At 40.3% G+C, this 20,302-nt stretch carries 21 protein-coding genes and 3 pseudogenes; 20 read left to right on the plus strand and 4 right to left on the minus strand.

All coding sequences use genetic code 11. The features are described 5' to 3' along the window. Window positions 1-64 precede the first annotated feature (64 nt). The 13 genes and pseudogenes from LCF57_RS02135 (at window position 65) to LCF57_RS02195 (ending at window position 10,868) form a co-directional block, all read left to right on the plus strand. A complete protein-coding gene (locus LCF57_RS02135; RefSeq protein ID WP_225999246.1) occupies window positions 65-2,179 on the plus strand; it encodes a DNA ligase in 2,115 nt (704 codons plus the stop codon). Further along, complete coding sequence (locus tag LCF57_RS02140) at window positions 2,176-2,475, plus strand: EscU/YscU/HrcU family type III secretion system export apparatus switch protein (protein ID WP_225999247.1); 300 nt, start codon at window positions 2,176-2,178, stop codon at window positions 2,473-2,475. The genes LCF57_RS02135 and LCF57_RS02140 overlap by 4 nt, the downstream gene beginning before the upstream one ends. Beyond that, on the plus strand, window positions 2,475-2,858 hold the full coding sequence (locus LCF57_RS02145; protein ID WP_225999248.1) for a YraN family protein: 384 nt from the start codon (window positions 2,475-2,477) through the stop codon (window positions 2,856-2,858). The genes LCF57_RS02140 and LCF57_RS02145 overlap by 1 nt, the downstream gene beginning before the upstream one ends. A 171-nt stretch (window positions 2,859-3,029) precedes the next feature. Next, window positions 3,030-3,581, plus strand: coding sequence for a nitroreductase (locus LCF57_RS02150; RefSeq protein ID WP_225999249.1), 552 nt, complete (start codon window positions 3,030-3,032; stop codon window positions 3,579-3,581). A gap of 165 nt (window positions 3,582-3,746) precedes the next feature. Beyond that, window positions 3,747-5,045, plus strand: a pseudogene (locus LCF57_RS02155) (YifB family Mg chelatase-like AAA ATPase); the annotation flags it as partial. A 67-nt stretch (window positions 5,046-5,112) separates the two neighbouring features. Further along, complete coding sequence (locus LCF57_RS02160; protein ID WP_225999250.1) at window positions 5,113-5,532, plus strand: MerR family transcriptional regulator; 420 nt, start codon at window positions 5,113-5,115, stop codon at window positions 5,530-5,532. A 121-nt stretch (window positions 5,533-5,653) separates the two neighbouring features. After that, window positions 5,654-6,850, plus strand: a complete 1,197-nt coding sequence (locus LCF57_RS02165; RefSeq protein ID WP_025720870.1) for an MFS transporter — start codon at window positions 5,654-5,656, stop codon at window positions 6,848-6,850. Window positions 6,851-7,334: 484 nt separating this feature from the next. After that, the gene (locus LCF57_RS02170) at window positions 7,335-7,523 is read left to right on the plus strand and encodes a hypothetical protein (protein WP_225999251.1); all 189 of its coding nucleotides are present in this window, start codon (window positions 7,335-7,337) and stop codon (window positions 7,521-7,523) included. A gap of 90 nt (window positions 7,524-7,613) precedes the next feature. Further along, window positions 7,614-7,721 carry a hypothetical protein gene (locus tag LCF57_RS02175; protein ID WP_264083453.1) on the plus strand — a complete coding sequence of 36 codons (108 nt, stop codon included), beginning with the start codon at window positions 7,614-7,616 and terminating at the stop codon, window positions 7,719-7,721. 452 nt (window positions 7,722-8,173) lie between these two features. Further along, window positions 8,174-8,941, plus strand: coding sequence for a hypothetical protein (locus LCF57_RS02180; RefSeq protein WP_225999252.1), 768 nt, complete (start codon window positions 8,174-8,176; stop codon window positions 8,939-8,941). Window positions 8,942-9,085: 144 nt separating this feature from the next. Continuing rightward, window positions 9,086-9,565 carry a hypothetical protein gene (locus LCF57_RS02185; protein ID WP_225999253.1) on the plus strand — a complete coding sequence of 160 codons (480 nt, stop codon included), beginning with the start codon at window positions 9,086-9,088 and terminating at the stop codon, window positions 9,563-9,565. A 104-nt stretch (window positions 9,566-9,669) separates the two neighbouring features. Next, the gene (locus LCF57_RS02190) at window positions 9,670-9,984 is read left to right on the plus strand and encodes an SOS response-associated peptidase (protein WP_225999254.1); all 315 of its coding nucleotides are present in this window, start codon (window positions 9,670-9,672) and stop codon (window positions 9,982-9,984) included. A 260-nt stretch (window positions 9,985-10,244) separates the two neighbouring features. Continuing rightward, entirely contained in the window at window positions 10,245-10,868 is a 624-nt protein-coding gene (locus LCF57_RS02195; protein WP_225999255.1) for a nucleotidyltransferase family protein, read from the plus strand. A gap of 814 nt (window positions 10,869-11,682) precedes the next feature. On the opposite strand, the gene LCF57_RS02200 is transcribed toward LCF57_RS02195, so the two are convergent. From LCF57_RS02200 to LCF57_RS02210, 3 genes are read right to left on the minus strand one after another with little or no spacing between them, the layout of a single operon-like run. Next, window positions 11,683-12,468 carry an amidohydrolase family protein gene (locus tag LCF57_RS02200; RefSeq protein WP_225999256.1) on the minus strand — a complete coding sequence of 262 codons (786 nt, stop codon included), beginning with the start codon at window positions 12,466-12,468 and terminating at the stop codon, window positions 11,683-11,685. 17 nt (window positions 12,469-12,485) lie between these two features. After that, window positions 12,486-12,887 carry a carboxymuconolactone decarboxylase family protein gene (locus tag LCF57_RS02205; protein WP_014600006.1) on the minus strand — a complete coding sequence of 134 codons (402 nt, stop codon included), beginning with the start codon at window positions 12,885-12,887 and terminating at the stop codon, window positions 12,486-12,488. Further along, the gene (locus LCF57_RS02210) at window positions 12,887-14,116 is read right to left on the minus strand and encodes an MFS transporter (protein WP_225999257.1); all 1,230 of its coding nucleotides are present in this window, start codon (window positions 14,114-14,116) and stop codon (window positions 12,887-12,889) included. Before LCF57_RS02210 ends, LCF57_RS02205 begins: the two co-directional genes overlap by 1 nt. A gap of 105 nt (window positions 14,117-14,221) precedes the next feature. Here LCF57_RS02210 and LCF57_RS02215 point away from each other — a divergent pair, with 105 nt between their 5' ends. From LCF57_RS02215 to LCF57_RS02230, 4 genes and pseudogenes are all read left to right on the plus strand, one after another. Further along, window positions 14,222-15,058, plus strand: coding sequence for a helix-turn-helix transcriptional regulator (locus LCF57_RS02215; protein WP_225999258.1), 837 nt, complete (start codon window positions 14,222-14,224; stop codon window positions 15,056-15,058). A gap of 284 nt (window positions 15,059-15,342) precedes the next feature. Beyond that, a pseudogene (locus LCF57_RS02220) lies at window positions 15,343-15,897 on the plus strand (tyrosine-type recombinase/integrase); the annotation flags it as partial. A 20-nt stretch (window positions 15,898-15,917) separates the two neighbouring features. Next, entirely contained in the window at window positions 15,918-16,370 is a 453-nt protein-coding gene (locus LCF57_RS02225; RefSeq protein ID WP_225999259.1) for a DUF4158 domain-containing protein, read from the plus strand. Next, a pseudogene (locus tag LCF57_RS02230) lies at window positions 16,298-16,802 on the plus strand (Tn3 family transposase); the annotation flags it as partial. The gene LCF57_RS02225 and the pseudogene LCF57_RS02230, both read left to right, overlap by 73 nt. Before the next feature lie 190 nt (window positions 16,803-16,992). Here the strand turns inward: LCF57_RS02230 and LCF57_RS02235 are convergent. After that, entirely contained in the window at window positions 16,993-17,577 is a 585-nt protein-coding gene (locus LCF57_RS02235) for a TIGR00730 family Rossman fold protein (RefSeq protein WP_225999260.1), read from the minus strand. Window positions 17,578-17,667: 90 nt separating this feature from the next. On the opposite strand from LCF57_RS02235, the gene LCF57_RS02240 reads away from it, so the two are divergent. From LCF57_RS02240 to LCF57_RS02250, 3 genes are all read left to right on the plus strand, one after another. Next, window positions 17,668-18,015 (plus strand): MazG-like family protein, encoded by a 348-nt coding sequence (locus tag LCF57_RS02240; RefSeq protein ID WP_225999261.1) that lies wholly within the window; start codon window positions 17,668-17,670, stop codon window positions 18,013-18,015. 373 nt (window positions 18,016-18,388) lie between these two features. Then, window positions 18,389-18,970 (plus strand): Crp/Fnr family transcriptional regulator, encoded by a 582-nt coding sequence (locus tag LCF57_RS02245; RefSeq protein WP_225999262.1) that lies wholly within the window; start codon window positions 18,389-18,391, stop codon window positions 18,968-18,970. A gap of 127 nt (window positions 18,971-19,097) precedes the next feature. Then, the gene (locus LCF57_RS02250; RefSeq protein ID WP_225999263.1) at window positions 19,098-20,114 is read left to right on the plus strand and encodes an NAD-dependent epimerase/dehydratase family protein; all 1,017 of its coding nucleotides are present in this window, start codon (window positions 19,098-19,100) and stop codon (window positions 20,112-20,114) included. Window positions 20,115-20,302 lie beyond the last annotated feature (188 nt).

The following is a 20,302-nucleotide window of genomic DNA, read 5'->3' on the forward strand; positions in this document are numbered from 1 at the left end:
GATATAATGTATACCCAATAAAATAGGCCCTTTAGATAGAGGGATAAAGGAGAGGAGGGGCGATATGAACATCGGATCAGTATTTCGTGGATTATTTGGTGATGTGAAGGCGGGAGAGGTCAAAAAGCTCGATATGCAGCCAGGCCAAGTCGTAAGGGGCATCGTATTAAAGGTCTCTGAGGACGGCGGTGAGGCTGTGCTGCAAATACAAGGCTCTCAAGTCAGAGCAAAGCTGGAAACCCCTCTTCAGCCTGGACAGACCACAACATTTCAGGTACAACCGGCTTCCCCCAGTGGAATGACGGTACTTAAGCCTTTGAACGATGCTGCTAATGCACCACAGCAAACCGTAGCTCTCGCAGATGTGTTGGAATCGGTAGGATTGCCGGATACAGCTCAGAACAGAGCGCTTATCCAGGTCATGCAAAAAAATGGTGTACCACTGACATCGGAAAATGCAGCTTCTTTGAGAGAAGCGTTGGCAAAGCAACCTGGCAATGTACAATTAGGAACGTTTGTACAGGCGGCGGCCGTTGCTTTTCAGCGGGGACTTCCATTGACGGCTGATAGCATTAACGGCTTGCGCCAAGCAATGTTTGGTCCTCCTTTAAATGATCTGCTATCATCATTGGAGCAGGAGATCGAAACGGTATTAAAGCAGCTGGGACAGGGAGCATCATCTACAGACCAGACAACTAGAGAAGCAACAGCGATAACGGGAGCTGATCGAGCATCAGCTAGTCCGGCAGGCACCTCTACCATTGGGGTTGTAGATACGCCGGAAGGTCAAGCGCCTGCATTATCCAAGGACACCTCTGCTGCTGTAAAACAGGCAGAAGCTGGACAAGCAGCAGGAGGCAAGGAGTTGCTGAAAGGGACACAGGCAGCCAACCTTGTTGTTGCTGCTGCGGGGAATGAAACGAATGCTTTGGCTACAGAGCCGGATGCTCCGGCCAGGGCTGCATTTGGAGCCCTAGGGACTGCTCCAGAAGAAGCGGAGGCAGCCAATGGGCGTGGAGCGACAGTGGCTTCGGACACTGTCGCAAATGCGCCTGAATTGGGCGCTGACGCATTAAGCGGCTCCCGTACCAGAGCAGAGCAGGGGCAGCATGCTGCCACGACAAGTACGCAGCTTAAGGATGCTAATGGCACTCCAGCGGCGGCAACGACAGAGCCTGCCGGGGCGAAGCCAGCGGCAACCGCTGCTCCAGCTGAACGTACAGCCGTACAGACAGCTGGCGGAACTGCTGTGCCGCAAGCCGCGGCGGAGGCGCCGCTCCAGCGGCTGCGCACGCTGCTGCAAGAGCTGCGCGCAGCGGTCCCACCCGCGCTGGGCACGACCGCGACGGAGCAGCCCGCACCGGAGGCGTCGCAGCCGGCGGCGAGCGCTCCGCGGGCTACAGACACCGCTGCTTCGCAGCCAGCGGCGTCTGTAGCGTCCAGCACGCAGCTCACCCCCACGGAGGACCCGTGGGTGGGCCGTGTGCTAAAGCTGCTCGGCGCAGAGCACGAGCAGCAAGTACACCGCGCGGCTGCTCAGCCCGCGCAAGGGACGACGGCACGCTTGGAGCCGCCGGAGGGAGCGTCGCAGCCACTGCCGGGGTTAGCAGCTGCGTCAGGCGGCACGGTGTCAGCCGATGCAGACACCGTAAAAGGGGCGCTGCTCCAGCTGATGAGCAGCGATGACCTGCCGCCCACTTTGAAAGAGGCGGCCCAGCAGGTCGTACAGCACCTGACGGGTCAGCAGTTGCTGCTAAATACGGACCGGACGGCTCCTTTTGCACAAGTACACATGTTTATTCCATTTGTCGGACCGGACGGTCGTGAAACAGCTACAATTCAGATTCAGTCTCGTCGTGGCAAACGGGGGGAGCTGGATTCATCCAACTGTCGTCTTTGGTTTGATTTGGACATGAAGGGGCTTGGACCGACGTTAGTGGATGTACAAGTCGTGGACCGGATTGTGAGTCTCAAGCTCCATAATGATCAGGAGTGGGCCGCTTCGCTGTTAACCAGCGGGCGTGAATCCATAAATGCGGTGCTGGAGTCATTAGGATACCAACTTCTATCGCTTCGTACCGAGCCTATGCCCATCAGAACTGAACCGGACAGTCTCGTTTCTTCTGAGGTACAAAGCTATGTACCTCAGCCGTATAAAGGAGTCGATCTTAAAATATGAAAGAGCCTTTGGAAGCTCCCTCTCCTTCCAGGAAGAAGGCGGTCGCTCTTAAATATACGCCCGGTGAGAACGAAGCACCGGTTGTCGTTGCCAAGGGGAGCGGCCGTATTGCTGATAGCATTTTAGAAAAAGCCAAAGAGCATGGTGTTCCCGTACAGGAGGATGCTGCGCTGGTTGAGGTATTGTCCAAGCTGGATTTGGACGAGCAAATTCCTGCGGAGCTCTATCAATTGGTAGCAGAAGTGCTTACCTATATATATCAAATGGATAGGCTTGCTCCGAGGGATGATGGGTGATGGGAAATGAAATGAGGACCGGAGGCAAGGATCAGCGAAAAGCTAGAGGGACTATGGGCGAACAGGCAGCGGCTTTATTTTTGGAAGACTTGGGTTACCATATCATAGCGCGTAATTGGCGTTGCCGAAGCGGTGAACTGGATTTGATTGCCAAGCAGGAGGACACATTCGTGTTTATTGAAGTACGTAGTCGAAGCAGCTCCAGGTATGGAACGCCAGCAGAATCGGTCACCGCACGTAAAATAACCCAGGTTCGCCAAACAGCCGCTGTATATTTACATATGAACGGGATTGGAGATGTTCCAATCCGTTTTGATATGCTCGCTGTACGATTGACCAAGGAAGCGGCTGTTGTTACCGACCATTTCACTGATGCGTTCTAGAATGCGTTCTAAAAGGGCGAGAACCTTTTCATAAGGGTTAACAGGCGAACTTGAAATTCCATGTATACAGGTTGACAGAAAGGAAAGCTAACGGTATATTTTATTGATAATGGTTATCATTTTCATCATCTAATGGATATCTGGAAGTTGTATCTATGAAGGAGGATATACGTGACAAAGCAAACCTTTAGTGAACATGTCATAGATGTAATTCAGGAACGCCGCACAATTAAAAAATTCAAAGTTGATTCCATTCCGGTAGACACCATCAAAGAACTGCTGGACGTCGCTGTATGGGCTCCTAACCATAAAATGCGTGAGCCGTGGCGCTTTTTGCTGTTTGCTGGTGAAGGACGGAAAAAGCTTGCTAAAGCTATCGCAGCGGATGTGGGCAAGGAAAACAAGTTTGAGAGCGGTATTTTGCACAACCCCATTCAGCTTTTAGTTGTACTGGAAGAAGATCCGCGTCAGGCGGTTTGGGATGAGGATTTTGCAGCGGTCAGCGCTCTTGTGCAAAACTTTATGCTTGCTGCATGGAGTAAGGGAATCGGAACGTTTTGGGTGACAAAACCATTTTTGTATTCGCCTAAATTCCGTGAACCCTTGGGAATTCAACCGGGTGAAAAGGTTATCGGGATGATATATGCAGGCTATCCTGAGGTTATCCCTGAACCAAGACCACGTACATCGGCAGCTGATAAGCTGACCCTGTTTGACAAATAATCTGTGGTCAGATAATCTTAATTAAGGCTTATAAAAGCCTGCTTTGGAATTGAATTTTGGAACATTATATTTGCAGTGAATGAAAATTTGGAAGCACCTTTTTTCATATATGCAATGATTCCTATTTGGGAGACATTTCAATATGAGGAGAGGTGCTTTTTTGTTATGTATGGAAAACTGCACGGAGCTTGTTTGTATGGAATAGATGGTGTTCTGATTGAGGTAGAGACGGATTTGTCCAATGGCTTGCCGCAGACTGCCATTATCGGATTGCCGGATTCGGCGATTCGGGAGGCGGTGGAGCGTGTGCGGGCAGCAATCAAAAACTGCGGCTTCAAATATCCGTCCCAGCGTGTAACGATTAATTTAGCCCCAGCTGATTTGCGTAAGGAAGGCTCGGCTTTCGACCTTACTATCGCTCTAGGGTTGCTGACAACCAGTGGACAGGTTGCTTTACCCGTAGGAGAACGGACGTTATTTATTGGTGAGCTGGCGCTGGATGGTAGCATTCGTCCTGTGAACGGGGTGCTGTCCATGGTTGATCTTGCTAAGCGAGAAGGGTTCCATTCGGTGCTGCTTCCTGAGGAAAATGCGAGGGAGGCCCGTCTGATCACGGATATACGTATTTACGCTATTCGTCATCTGGCAGATCTCATCCCGGTTAAAGATCATGCACCTAACACTGTCGGGGGCCAAGCGACTGATCTAAGTTCTCATTCTGTACCTCATCCAACTTACGATCAGGATATGAACGAAGTCACGAATCAAATGACAGACCAAGCCTCTAAATCAGCTATGAACCACATTGCGAAGTCTAGTCCAGAAAAGCTTACAGTCAGACAACAGGTCATAATTCATTCCTATGACCATTTAACTCAGGCAGAGCACGTACCGCTGCGTGAGGAAAAAGAGATCATCAGCAGTATGGAGGATTATAGTGATGTCCTTGGCCAGCTACACGCCAAACGTGCGTTGGTTATCGCTGCGGCTGGAATGCACAATATCATTCTTATGGGACCACCAGGTGCGGGAAAAACGATGCTTATCCGCAGGCTGCCGTCCATCCTGCCGCCCTTGACTGAAAAGGAGGCGTTAGAAGTGACCAAAATATACAGTGCCGCCGGGAAGTGGAAGGAGTCATCGCCCCATCTGATGAACATTCGACCCTTCCGTTCTCCTCATCATACGATTTCTGCTGCTGGATTGGTGGGAGGTGGAGGTATCCCAAAGCCGGGAGAAATCAGTCTTGCCCACCGGGGAATTTTATTTCTGGATGAGCTACCTGAGTTTAGCCGCCATGTGCTAGAGGTGCTGCGTCAGCCGTTGGAGGACCGCAATGTTACAATCAGTCGATCACGTGCTGTTTTTAAATATCCGGCGCATTTTTTACTTGCCGCCTCCTTAAATCCATGCCCTTGGGGATGTAACGGAGGCAGCTGGCCAACAATCAGCTGCCTTTTTTCGTGTTAATGAAATTTGGCCCCAAAAAAAATCTTGCGTTCGAGTTTACTCGAAGGGATATACTGGGAGCATGAATAACTCACTAACCATTCGGCAAGTCGCCGCCCTTACAGGTCTTAGTGTCCATACGCTTCGTTATTATGAGCAAATAGGCCTCCTAACTTCCATTGATCGTAATGAACATGGACATCGTTGCTTTACTTCTGAAGACGTAACTTGGATCGAGTTTATTAATCGTCTTAAAGCTACCGGAATGACATTAACCAATATGCTCGAAATTGCGGAACTAAAAAGGAAAGGAGATCCAACTCTCACTGCAAGAAGAATTCTTCTAGAAGAACATTACTCAGAAGTTCAAAAAGCCCTCATGGAACTTCAGACTAATCTTCATTTACTAGCAGAAAAAATTACTACTTACAAGGAATTGGAGAACAGGCACGCATTAAAGCAAAAGTTAAATGAACAACCAACAGACCGTTCAACTGAATAATACCCTGACAGAATATGAAGAAGCTAACTTCTATTTAGCATTTGGGGTTAGCTTTACACTAAAACATAGTATACACATCCGTATAGTATAATATTTTCACAATCGAAAGGATGAAAATCAATTGCAAAGGAACAAGTCTTTATTCATCTTCTTTATCGCCCTTGGCGTATTTGGTATTGCCAATACGGAGCTTGGCGTAGTAGGGATTTTGCCTCAAATTTCTGAGCGCTTCCAAGTCAGTGCTTCTCAAGCAGGTTTGCTCGTTAGCATGTTTGCTTTGATCATAGCCATTTCTGGTCCGTTTATGACTCTTTTATTTTCCGGTATTAACCGAAAAAAGATTCTGTGCGGAGTACTTGCTGTTTTCGCCATTTCTAATCTGATTTCCGCCTTTGCCCCAACCTTTACTGCCTTATTACTGTCTAGACTGCTGCCTGCATTTCTTCATCCCGTTTATTTTTCTGTTGCATTTGTAGCAGCCGTCAGCTCGGTTCCAAAAGAACAAAGTACCAACGCAGTGGCCAAAGTTTTTATGGGGTTAACGGTCGGGATGGTAATAGGCATTCCGGTCACTTCGTATATTGGGGATCAGTTTTCACTTGAAGCCGCTTTTCTATTTTCTTCCGGAATAAATACGCTAGCCCTGTTCGGAATTGCTGCGCTCGTTCCATCGTTACCCGTACAAGGTAAATTGACCTATGGCCGACAATTACGTATATTGGCAAAGCCGCAGCTATGGCTTAACATTACTACGGCTTGCTTCATCCTGGCGGCTTTATATTCTGTCTATTCCTATTTTGCAGCGTATCTCGAGACGGTGACAGGAATGAACGGTGAAACCGTCAGTTTTATGCTCGTTCTTTTTGGCATCAGCGGCATAATTGGGAATCTGCAAACGGCAAAATATTTAAGTAAGGACTTGGTCAAAACCACCTTGTTTTATCCCATTGTGCTTATCGGTATGTATTTGCTGATATTTTGTCTTGGACGTTACTCTGTTCCGATGATTGCCATCGTACTGGTATGGGGAGCCGTCTTTACCGGCGGTCTCATTATAAGCCAAACATGGTTAACCTCGGAGGCCCGTGAAGCACCAGAGTTTGCTAACAGCTTATTTGTCTCCTTCGGAAATCTGGGTATCACACTCGGCACCGCCCTAGGCGGATGGTTTCTATCCCATATGGGAACACATAACATTACGTGGAGCGGAATATTGTTTCTGCTGATTGCATTGTTGTGTATTGGATTGAAACTTAAGTTGTTTGATCTGAAAGAGGACAAGAATTTAAGCGTTAAGAAATCTCCAAATGTTCAATGATACGGTTAGGGATTTCGTTAAGCTAACGGGAAAGGATAGCTCAAAAAAACAAGGAGGCAGCCGACCAACGTGATCGGCTGTCTTTGTTCAACTAAGGGGCAGTATACTACCAAACTCTGTATCAATACATTATTGTTCATTTAGTCACTGAGTGGTAAAATTAACCCTAATTGGTTCGCATGACTTAGAGTTGGGTTTCATGAAGTTAACCAAAAGTAACTTAATATTCTCAGTTGCATTCGTATTGCCTATTTTGATCGTTTATTTTTTAATCTATGAATTGTCCATTGATGAAGGTCAATTCTGGCCCCAAGCTTCAATTTAAGAATATTCAAACTAAGAGAACCATGTATAAGATTATTATGTCACTTTAAAGGAAGACAAGTTTAAGCGCGTACATATATCTTTGAATGCGAACTAGCTTGGATTGTTACTAAAATAGAGATGAATAAAAATTAATAGCAATATAGTAGGAGTGTGTAATATGAATCTAAAAGAAAAGTTGATATTGATAAAAGCAAATGACTACCAAGCACCTTCCGATACATTCCAATTGATACAAGAGATGATGAATAACATCGGTTCTTTAGATGCCCAATTACGTGATGAGCTAATTTATACTACCTTATCCAATTGGATTCCCGGTAATGCTCTAACTGTAAACGAACTGTAACAACTCCTACCCGTTATTTTGGATAAAAACCATTTGCTTTTCAGGCTTGATGAAATAAATACAGACTCTGTCTTCACTAGATCTTTCTCTATGCTAGTTATACCGCTTCTCCTTATGAGGCATAGGGAATCACCATTTCTCTCAAGTGAGCATATAATCCAGAATTTCTTCATGCCTTTAAGCAAAAAAATAATATAAAGAACTTCTTGAAAAGTTTATACTTTAGAGTTAAATTTCACAAAGTAGATGCCGAACTTTGTCCAACTATCGAGCATACATTATATAAAGTAGAACAAGTATACTATTCTTAGTTAAGAATAAAGTGAGGGGAACACCCCCTCACTTGTTCGTCTCATTTCAAGTGCAGTAAAAACAATAGCCCACAGAGAACACTTCATCTCCATATTTTTCACAGTTGATTTGATTGATGGTTCAGATAAATCCCCATTGTTCAAGACATAAGTTATTCTGTCATCGAAGAACTCATTTTTTATAAGCGGCAATTATTAGACGATTGGGACGCATTATTTTAAATTTAAACGGAGCAGTTTGCTGTCAGCAACTGCTCCGTTTTACATTAAGCTATAGAGGCAGGTAATCGGTGGGCTGCCTGCGATGAAGCCAAAGGAAGAACGAGGGGGAGCACTATTATGTATACTAGCGTTAAGGAGTGTATGGAATTCTTGACAAAAATGTGTCAGGAACTAGACATAGCTATTTTGAAAGGTACTGAAAATTCTTTTCAAAATTCCTTGGTTATGGATGAAGTTAATGAGATTAGTTTACGTGCATTACTATCAACACTACATAAGAGTAACATGCCGTTATTTATAGAGATTGAAGAGATTACAGCACAAGAAGTTCAGAATTGTACCTTGGATTTAGAAGACATTCAGGATAGTGCAAGTAACTACGAAAATTACTCATTCTATTCAGAATTAATGAAGAAAGTTACAGAACAAGTTAATTTACACAATGAAGTCATTAATACCTTCAAAATTGGAACACAAATAAAAATGATTGGGTATGCGAATCTTAATGGAACGATTATTATATTCGAAGTAGAGGATGAAGAGTACAATAAATGGTTTGAGGTTTCACAAAATTCTACACTTTTTATCTTTGAAGATGAGCTTGTAAACTTTAAAGAAGCAGCGAAAGAAGAAATTGAAAGTAAGATACATTCAATTAGAGACAAGGTTTTTGAACAGTGGAAGAATTATATTAGAGAAGACCTTGAATTTCCTTTATTTAAAAATAAGGAACAAAGAAAAAAATATACAATGAATAATATGGACAATGTGCTTAATCAATTGAGTGGACCTGAACTTGAAATATTTGAAAATAGAATAGGCCATCATGAACTATTTATGGTCACAGACCTTGTATGGAACGAGATAAAAGCTAAAGGTAAATAGTATTTTTATTTTGAAGTGAAATTCAAAGGTTCTGAGCGAAACGGTTGAATGGAAGAAATGGAAAAGTGACACCAAAAGCTAAGATCATTGAGGTGTCTATAAAAGTCTGTACTAAAAGTATGGTAAGGGGAGTATTAACATTCTATGAGTCCAGATAATTGTATTATGACCTATACGATGAATAGTGGAATAAAAGGATCAGTTGTTTTCACAAGTAAGCAAATATCTGAGTGGATAGAATCGTACCGCGTAGGAAGTAGATATGTAACCACAGTTAATAGAGACTATTTTGGGCTAAATCCAGAATTGGTGGCAGATTTTAAGATACATAATTACTTTTCTGAACAAAGGATTCAATTGGAAACTATACCTCCGGAAAATCCAAAAAATGATCTTCAAGTAGATTCCACGTACAGTAAAGCAGAAACTATTATGCAGATAGAATGCAAATGCGGTGAAAGCTACATTATAAGATCTGCATACAAAAAATTAAAATGGTCCTGTAAGAAATGTAATAGTATTGTTTTCTTAGATCGAAAAAAAGGATTAGTTGATACTGAAGAGGGCAAGGCTTGGTATATGACGAATCGCTACTTTGTTGATCGAAATGCTTTGGGGCGGTAAGTTAATCGTGTATTTTCCTGGGGCCTTTGTATGCAAAAATATTGTATTGTCAGTTTGGAATGGACAGAAATTGTCTACTCTTATGATAAAGGAGGGATGTCGAGGTGTGTGGAAGATTTACACTTGCAGCTGATGCAAGCGATGTAATGAGCACTTTTTCGGTAGAAGACATGCACTATGAGCACGCTCCCAGATATAACATTGCACCATCCCAGACCATTGCTGTAATAAATAATAATAATGGGCGTAGAGTGCTTGATGGTTATCGATGGGGACTCGTACCACGATGGGCAAAGGAAATCAAAATTGGTTTTAGTATGATCAATGCACGAGCTGAAACATTGGATACCAAGCCCGCCTTCCGCAATCTATTGGCCAAGAATCGAGTAGTCATTCCAGCTGATGGATTCTTTTATTAAAAGTCAACCAAATAATCTCTCTAACTGAGATCATATAACGATGCTTGTGATGTCTAACATTTTATATTTGACGTGTGACAGGCTTGGGATGAAAACCGCGAATCATTCACAGAGGAACTGTCGCACTTGGCTTGGCAATCGTCTTGAGGAAAAGCAGGTATGTTTACTTAAAAAATGTATAGTTTCATAATGTGTCGTTTGACTACGATAATTTCTTATAGATTTTGCGGAGGATGTTTATTGGTAGGGAGGCAAAGAAATTGTTTCATAAGGTAGAAAAAATAGAAAAAATGAATGGTTATAACAAAAATATAGACACCCAAAAAGAAATTTTAAAGGATATTTTAAATTTAAGTGAGAACATTGACAAAGTATTAAAAGTTTCGCATTCAGAATTAGACAATTATTATATTGGAGCAGGTTGTTTAGTTCAAACTGTTTGGAATTACTTGTCGGGAAATCCATTAGAATATGGAATTGGTGACATTGATATTGTTTATTATGATGCTAAAGATTTATGCAGGGAGAAAGAAGAATATATAGAACGCAAAATCGTGTCGTTACTTGGGGATATTCCATTTAAAGTAGATGTAAAAAATGAAGCAAGGGTTCATCTTTGGTATGAGAAAAAGTTTGGATACAGTATAGAACCGTACCAATCTTTAGAAGATGCCATTAACAGTTGGCCAACCACTGCAACTTCATTAGGTGTGAGGAAAGCGAATAATGGAGAATTTAAGGTGTACGCTCCCTATGGACTAAATGATCTATTTAATATGATTGTGAGGGCCAATAAAGTACAGATAACACGAGAAATTTATGAAAAAAAAGTCGCTAAATGGACAAAATTTTGGCCTAAACTCCAAGTTATTCCATGGGATTAAATAATGATAAGTCCACGCTATTCAATTAAAGGCGCTTTCCTTCTTTAGGGCGACCGCCAACATAATGCGGATTTTGAACGCTAAGGACGTAAATGGCTTCGCGGATTAAAGGGCGGTGACGGACTCGCACCAAACAAACAGAAATATCCTTTTATTATTGTTCCGAAGGCACAAAAATAGGGAGCGTTTCCGCTCCTAGAATCCTAGTTTTCAACTGTAATGTTACTCGTCTTCTTCGTCGTCGTGATCATTCACCATCACTATGTCGTCTCCGCTCAAAAGGGTAGTCACCCCGTTGAGCCGCGCAATTTCGGCATCCTGTTCGACTAGCAAAGCTTTCAAAGTGGCTAGTTCTCCATCACTTAAATATTCACCACTTTCTGCCTTTTCAATAATTTACACTTATCTGCTACTTTGCGGTCTAGAGCAGCAACCCTGTGATTAGTCCAATAAGAGCAAGAACATCCTTATCCATAATTATTCCTCCAAAGTGATTTGAGAAGTAGCACTAGCAAAACGCGAAAAAAACCACTTTAACGATTCTGTTGCATTAAGAAACATCATCTTGGGGCTAAATTGTGTTGCGTAAGGCTCTGAAAAGAGCAAGATTTCCCCTTATCGATACAACACAATTAATATTGTGTTGTATGAATGACATAAAGCTTTTTTTTGTTTATTTTTATTTAAAATGTTACAGTTTATAATTCTAAAGAGGAATATCACCTTACACTAAGACATAAAAGCAACCCTAGTTTTCCCAATGATAAGGAGGTGTCAGGATTGCTTTTATGTATTAAATTGATATAAAAATAAGTTAAATATTTAAAAGGTTAGCAATATTTCCACCTAGTACTCGTTGTACGACTTCTTCACTTGAAGCATGACGTTCAACTGCCAACTTATTTAAGAACGGATCACCATAAGGGAAATCAGAGCTAAATAAAGTTTTCTCTGGGAGTTCTTTTATAGCCAAAGATAATGCATAGGTTGTATAAAATGCAGAGATATCTAGGTAGGCGTTCTTTGTTTCTTTTGTTAATGCAATAACTTGCAGCCAATGAACTCCTCCCAAATGGCCATAAATTACAGGTACATTGGGATATTTACGAGTTAAAGCGAACAATTCCTGAATATCATTTAAATTGAGTGGATGGAATGTATGCACCCAAATCGGAAAGGAATTATAATCACTAGCTGCCTGGAATACAGGTTCAAGCATTTTAATTTGGCCTGAACCAAGGGTAAATTCTCCAAGTCCCTTCATTTTATAATCTTTTACAATCTTCTCAATCCAATCGTGCAGTTCTCCAGAGGAACTTAAAAGGGGAACTGATCCAAATCCAGTAAAACGATCAGGATATTTTGCGATAGCATCCCTTAATTCTTCTAGAGCTTTTAATCGTGCTTCTAGGGGATTTATCTCGTTATTTAAAATTTGATTCAGTACATCCATTTCCTGAATAAATTCATCGTAGCTTTCACTTTTTTCTGGATGAACAAGCGTAGAGAATAAAATAGTTTTATCTATCCCACTTGAATCCATCATTTTAATTTGTTTTTCTATAGGTAGAACTACGTGGGCATGACTATCGATAATCATTTTTCACTCTCCCTCCATTAATTGGCTGACAGCTGATTTCGTCTTTTAGAAAATACTTCGGTAGCTATTGTTAAAATGGTATTTAATGCGACAGGAAAGCCTGCATAAATTAACATTTGCATCATAGCTTCCACAATTTCTTCTTCGGTCCATCCAACATTTAAAGCTCCGTTAATATAAAACTTTAATTGTTCCGTATTTCCTAAAGCAGTTAGACCAGCAACTGTTGCAAGAAGGCGAGATTTTAAATCTAATCCTGGTCTAGAAAAAATTTGACCGTAATTAAATTCCACGGCCAAAGTTCCTAAGTCAGGTGCTACTGAATCTTTAAAACTATTCACGATATTTTGATAGTTGTCCGGATCTATTTTTGATAATACTTCCAATCCTTTTTTATAGTTTTCTGTATTTGCAGACATTAGACATGACTTCCTTTCTCGAATCCTCTATTTTTTACTTTTTTTTCTTGTTTAGGAAAGCTAAATAAGGAACTAAAAGCAATACCTATCATGAGTATCCCAACTGTACATACTCCATACCAATGCCATTTGCTCCAAGCAAGTACACCTAAATATGATCCTAAAGATCCACCTAAGAATGTAGATACCATGTATAATCCATTTAATCTGCTTCTCTTTTCGGGAGATAGTTGAAAGATAGTAGCTTGACAAGCAACTTGATTTGCTTGCGTGCCAACTGTTACTAATAGTGCACCAAGAATTAATCCTAGTAGCCAATATCCTAAGAATATTAAGATTAGAAAAGCGATTAAAGAAATAAACATACATAAAGTATTGGCAAATTTTGGCCCTTTTTTATCAATCACCCGGCCAATAATAGGAGTTGCAAAGGCTCCAGCTATTCCCACTAAACCTATTAACCCTGCCACGGTACTCCCATAAGAATACGGAGAAGTATTTAATAAAAAAACAAGTGTTGTCCAGAAGGCACTAAAGGAACCAAACATCATTCCTTGACTAAGGCAAGCTTTTTGCAACACTTTTTCCTTTAAAAATAACGGGCCTAAAGATGTAAGTAATTTTTTATACTGTATTGCATAATTTCCTTTGCTTTTTGGAAGATACATTGCAATTAAAATGATCATTATAATTGTGCCAGCAAAAGAAGCCCAATACATAGATCTCCATCCAAAATGTGAATCTACAAAACCACTGATTAATCGAGCACCTAAAATCCCACACACTAAGCCAATGGCAACATTCCCTAACACTTTTCCTCTGTTATCTTCTGAAGCTAAATTAGCAGCAAGAGGAACAATAATTTGAGGGACAATGGTAACAAATCCAAGAATTAAGTTTGCTGCAATCAGCCATGTTACATTCATTGATAAAGCAGTTGCAGCTAAAATAATACATACAATAGATAATAAACTTAGGATCAATTTTCTTCGTTCAAAAATGTCACCTAATGGTACCAATAAAAGATTTCCCAAAGCATATCCCACTTGAGTTAAAGTTGCTACAATTCCTATATTGGTTTCAGAAATGTGAAAAGTATTTGCCATACTGACTAAGAGCGTTTGATTTAAATAGACATTAGCTACTGTAAAACCACATGCTGCAGCCATTAGGAGAACTAATCCTTTCGTAAGTATAGGAAAAGCCTCAGCCCTATTTTTGAAAACCATTAAACTCACCTCCTTCATGTATTAGAATAGATAAAGGTTTATAATGAGAATAGGAGTGTGTTTATACTATTATTAAAACTACTACTTATAAAGGGGAGAGGTTAAATGTTAAGTGATAAAGAAAGAAGGAAAGAACTAGGGGATTTTTTAAAGACACGACGGGCACGGTTATCTCCTCAAGATTTTGGTTTACCTATTGGGCCACGTAGAAAAACAGAGGGACTGCGCCGAGAAGAAGTAGCTCAGCTGGCAGGGATAGGAATAACTTGGTATACATGGTTAGAGCAAGGGCGGGATATACAAGTATCTTCAGAAGTATTGGAGGCTATTTCGCGTGTATTCAGGCTAAATGAAGAGGAAAAAGAGCATCTATTTTTATTAGCAAATCAGCCATTGCTATCAAAGGTAGGAAGACCTCTCGTTGAAAGTGTAAATAGCGTCTTGAAAAATTTATTGAGTCAATTAGAATACTGTCCTACCTATGTAACAGACGAAAAATTGAACATAGTAAGCTGGAATAAAGCTGCTACCGTGGTTTTTGGTGACTTTAATAAAATGAATGATCGAGATCGTAATGCAGTCTGGCGTTGCTTTGCATCTAAAGAATACCGAGAGCTATTTCTTAATTGGGAAGATCATGCGCAACGCTTGATTGCTCAATTTCGTTTAGCATATACACGTTTTGTCGGTGATGAGTGGTTTAAAGATATCATTAAAGAACTTACTAATAAGAGCCCTGAGTTTCGTAATTGGTGGCCCAAGCATGAAGTTCTAGGTACTCCTTGTGGCAAAAAAACACTTCTGCATCCTTTAGTTGGAGAAATGATTATGGATCATATTACTCTTCAGGTGTACGATGCAACTGAACTAAAATTAACCATTTACCAACCTCGCCAAGAGGGAGAAACAGAACAGAAAATGAAGCGCTTGTTAAACTGGTAAGTAGACCTACAATAAAAGAGTGGTATAAACACGAACGTATTAAGGGGAAATCGTTTGTCTCTAATATAAGAGTAGGAACATTTTGCATGAATAAATTCCACACAACTAAGTTTGAAATGAAACAGCCGATTTAGCCTTAACGTGGTCAAAATCGGTCTTTTCTTTGTCGAAATTTGCTTAACGTGGTTTTTTTCCGATTTGCTGGCGGTACCCCATTTCTTCTGGTACCAACTTGACCGGTTTGGACGGATCGCGGCGAATTAAATCTTGAGCTGAAGCCCACTAAGGCAAGCCCACTGCAGATGACCGAAAGAGAAGAAGCAGCTCTCATTGCTGCTGTGGAACATAGTGGATCGATTCGAGATCAAACGATTATTACTTTGATGATGCATACGGGACTACGAACGATGGTTATCTGTGATCTTGCACCTGGTGATGTGATCATTGGAAAACGAAGTGGTCAAGTTACGGTTCGATCAGGAAAACGAAACAAGCAACGAGAAGTACCGCTGAATTCAACCTGCCGGGCCATCTTGGAAAAGTATTTGGCGGACTTGTCTCCAGATAGCCCGTATCTATTCCCTTCAAAAAAAACTGGTGATCGTTTAACTGAACGTGCTTTACGACACCTCATTCAAAAATACATAAAATTAGCTCGCTTAGAAGGATTGAGTGCTCACGATTTACGCCATCGATTCGGCTATGACATAGCCGACAACACTCCATTACATCGGTTAGCGCAAATTATGGGGCACGACAGCTTAGATACAACCATGATTTATGTCAAAGCAACACGCGCTGATTTGCAATCCGAAGTAGAAAAAATAGCTTGGCAATAATCTAAAAGGATGAGCAGTTTATGCCGGTTAGAGGAAGAGAATTACTAACACCAGACGAAAGAAATGAGCTCATGAGGATTAGTCCAGACATGAGTGAATGGGAACTAGCTACTTACTATACTTTTTCAAAACATGACATTGAAATCATTAACAGGCACCGTAGAAGTCATAATCGCTTGGGCTTCGCTGTACAGTTATGTACTCTACGGTATCCTGGTTTGTCGTTGTCTGATGTGAAAGATATTCCTGAGACTGTCTTACGTTACATAGCCGAGCAAATTGATGTTGATCTGGAAATCTACCCTTTGTATGCCCAGCGAGACCCAACCAGGCGCGAACATCTGGAAGAGATCCGTCAGGAATATGGTTATCGTAATTTCTCTTCGCGTGAATACCGTATATTCGGGAAGGGAAAGTTTCAGGATCTCTTATCATGGGGAAGCTTGGATCTTATGCTAGACAAAATAGTTTAGCTACAAGCTCTACGGAAATGGGACGGATCGAAAAGACAATCTTCATTTTGGATTACATCTCTAGCGAATCGATGCGTCGTCGCATCCAGCGCGGTCTAAATAAAGGCGAGGCAATGAACGCTCTAGCCAGAGCACTCTATTTTGGAAAACGCGGAGAATTACGCGAGCGTGCCTTGCTAGATCAGCTACAACGGGCCAGCGCATTGAATATTCTTCATCAACGCAATTAGTGTCTGGAATACGGTTTATCTTACAGAAGCAACGAAGGTCTTGAAGCAAAAAGGATCGCTTCAGGAAAATCTATTAAGCCACATTTCGCCTTTGGGTTGGGAACATATCAACTTTCTTGGTGAGTACACATTCGATCAAAAAACGAAATGCCAGCTTAAACACATTGTTACCACTTATTCAAGGGAAAATCGAAGCCGGTAATCCTTAGCGTACAAGATTCTTGGCGTTTTTTCGACAATTAAGGCTTAGCGTACAAAATCTGCACTTTGTTGGCGGTACCCCTTTAGGTGTGTCATTACTTTTTGGACAGAATAGGAAAAATGGATTTAAGGAAAAGCTCATTTTAAATAGGGAAACAGACCAAGGGAAATGACTCGGTCTGTTTTTTTAACTATCTGATCTGTTTTTCAGCAAGGTAAGTTTTTACAGTTGGTGCTTCATATATTTTGAATTTATCAAGTATCCCTTTAGGTTCACTGTCAACTAATGCCATATTACGGTACTTTTCATGTAAAAATTGTTCCTCCGACATGTGATTAAATAACGCGATAAGAGGATCATAATAATGATTTATATTTAAAAGACCACATGGTTTATTATGAAGTCCTAATTGAGCCCACGTAAAAATCTCAAAGAACTCTTCTAAAGTTCCTGGCCCACCAGGTAAAGCTATAAATCCATCTGCCAGATCTGCCATTTTAGCTTTTCTCTCATGCATAGAATCTACGATGATTAGCTCTGACAAGTTCTTATGGGATATCTCTCTATTTTCTAGAAAACTTGGCATAACACCAATTACGTACCCTCCTTCTTCTAAAACTGAATCCGCAACAGCACCCATAACGCCAACACTCGCTCCACCATAAACAAGTACAATATTTCGTTTAGCTAGTTCTTTACCAAGTTTTTTTGCACCTTCTATATAAACATCAGATGCTCCATTACTCGACCCACAAAATACAGCTAACTTTTCCATTATATCGCCTCCTAAATAAACACCATTAAAGATTATATATTACTTTCGTTTTTTGTTAAACTTAAGGTATTGAATTGGAGGTCAGATAAAATGAATGTCACTGAATTTCAACAATGGGTAAAGGATTATTATGAAAGTAGGGGTTGGTCTGAGTTAGACATTTTTATTCGTATCGGCTTTTTAGCAGAAGAAACTGGCGAAGTTGCACGAGCAATAAGAGCCCTTGAGATAGGTAGGGATAGGCCTGATGAAGTTAAGGGATCTTATGCGGAAAATAAACAAGAGTTAACTGAAGAATTAGGAGATGTATTGGGGAATTTAATTGTGATTGCAAACAAGTATAATATCTCTCTAGATGAAGTGTTTCAGTCACACAAAAAGAAGCTGTCAGAACGTTATTCTAATGATAGGTTAAACAACAATAAAGCACATTTCTGAACTAACGAAAAAAGCCCAATTTCTCAATTTTTATTACTGAGAAATTGGGCTTTATTATTGGAATTACCTTAACGTTGTAAATCCGCATTTTCCTGACGCTACCCCATGCCCATCAAGCTAATATTTTGAAGTACCCCCAAAACGAAATTTTTATCTCTTGATAGTTATTTATGAAAATTAAATTCATTTTTTCGTTTTGGGTAACAGCCAATTTCTTAAGTTGATGGATGTGTGTAGCTACCCCAATAAGTGCTAATCGTTGATTGTATTGAATTTTTAAGTAAATCTATTATGTTGCTTGACATGGTTAAATGCTATAATAGTAAATTGTGGATAAAGGATATGCCTTATATGTTTAGAGAGGTGATGAATTATGCTGAATAAGCCGAGTGATTATATTGAAGCTGGTTTGAAGCTGGAGTTGGAAGAAGATTTAAAATACTTATTTAATTCAACAGCTGATATAAAGATGGTACCAAAGGGTACAATTGTTTTAAGGCAGGGGCAAAGAGTTTCTTCACTGTATTATATTCATAAAGGAATTATGAGAGGATATTATATAGGTGCTGCAGGGAATGATGTGACAAAATGTTTTGCAGCTGAAACAGAATTTGCCTGTGCAGAGGGTTTATTAAGAGTTGAAGAAGCTAGATTTAGTGTAGAAAGCCTGCAAGACAGCATTTGCGTAGTTATTCCGTATAATTCCATAGATCAAGGTATGAAGAAAACTAATCAAATGAAGGTTATATTCACTAATTATATTCAGAAGATTCTTGTTGGTATGCTAAATCGAGAACAGGCGTTACTTATGAAAGATGCACTGGAAAGGTACATGGAGTTTAAAAGAGAGTATTCTTCTTTAGAAAGTAGAATAAATCAATCATATATTGCTTCTTATATTGGAATTAGAGCAAGCTCACTTAGTAGAATTAAGAGAAGTATGAAAATAGAATAAACGTTTTTAGGAAACATCAAATAAAAGTATTTGGTGTTTTTTTATTGCAATTTACATATGTCAATTACAACAGGCTATTATCGCATTATGATAACTGTTGTAATCACTGATTTAGGAGGATTTATTTATGAAGAAAATTTCCTTGGTAACAGGTGCAAATGGTCATTTGGGTAACAACTTGGTAAGGGAATTATTAAAAAGAGGAGAAACTGTTAGAGCAAGTGTACGAGATTTAAATGACAAAGAACCATTTATAGGCCTTGATTGTGAGATCGTCTACGCCGATTTGAGGGATAAAGACTCACTTCATAAAGCACTTGATGGAGTGAATACCTTATATCAAGTAGCTGCTGTATTTAAACATTGGGCACAAGATCCTGAAAAAGAGATAATTATTCCTAATGTTGAGGCAACTCAAAATATAATGGAGGCTGCTAAAGAAGCAAATGTAAGAAAAATAGTATATGTAAGCTCCGTAGCAGCATTGTCATTGGACAAGACAAACTTAAAGGGTAAAATTGATGAAACTACATGGCTTGAAAACAGTCATGGAAATGCATACTTTGATTCAAAAGCACGAGCTGAAAGAACAGCTTGGGAGCTGGCAGAAAAATATGATTTGGATATGGTTAGCGTTCTTCCTGGTGCAATGATTGGTGGAGAGTTTTTAAAGAAAACTCCAACCATACTGGCCTTCGATAGTATTCTTTTAGGAAAGATGAAAGTTAACTATATAAGTGAAATGACGCCAATAGATGTAACTGATGTTGTGAAAGGTATGATTGCTGCAGCAGAAAAAGGTGTAAGGGGTACAAGATATATCTTGGCTAATGAAGAGCCTGTAACTTCAGATGATATCATTAAAATTGCAAAAAAATTTATTCCTAATCTTGAGATACCACAAAAATATACTAAAGAACAGTTGTTAAATTTAGCTGATAAACTTGAATTTGAAGCAAAGGAAAAGAATAATCAGCCATCACTACTTAGAAGTCAAGTAGAATTATATTATGGTGGAATAAATAGACACTATGACCTTACTACATCAAGACAGGATTTGAATTTTAAGCCTAAGTTGGGTGAAGTGGCATTAGAAGAGTATTTTAAACGTTTTTTTGCTAGCCTAAGAAAAAAATCCTTATAATGAATCGGCTACACTTAACTGGACAATAAAATAAAGGTCAAGTAGACTTACCGCTAATTCTGGGCATACTTCTAACTAACATAAGTGAACAGTCCCAGAAACTTTATATGGGGGTCCCACCACATCGTCATCAAGTTAAGACGAATTTGTATCTATATAACGAAAAAAACGCTATTCTTTTTGTAGAA

Origin of the sequence: Paenibacillus sp. BJ-4 (genome assembly GCF_020404765.1) — a bacterium.
Classification (GTDB): domain Bacteria; phylum Bacillota; class Bacilli; order Paenibacillales; family Paenibacillaceae; genus Paenibacillus.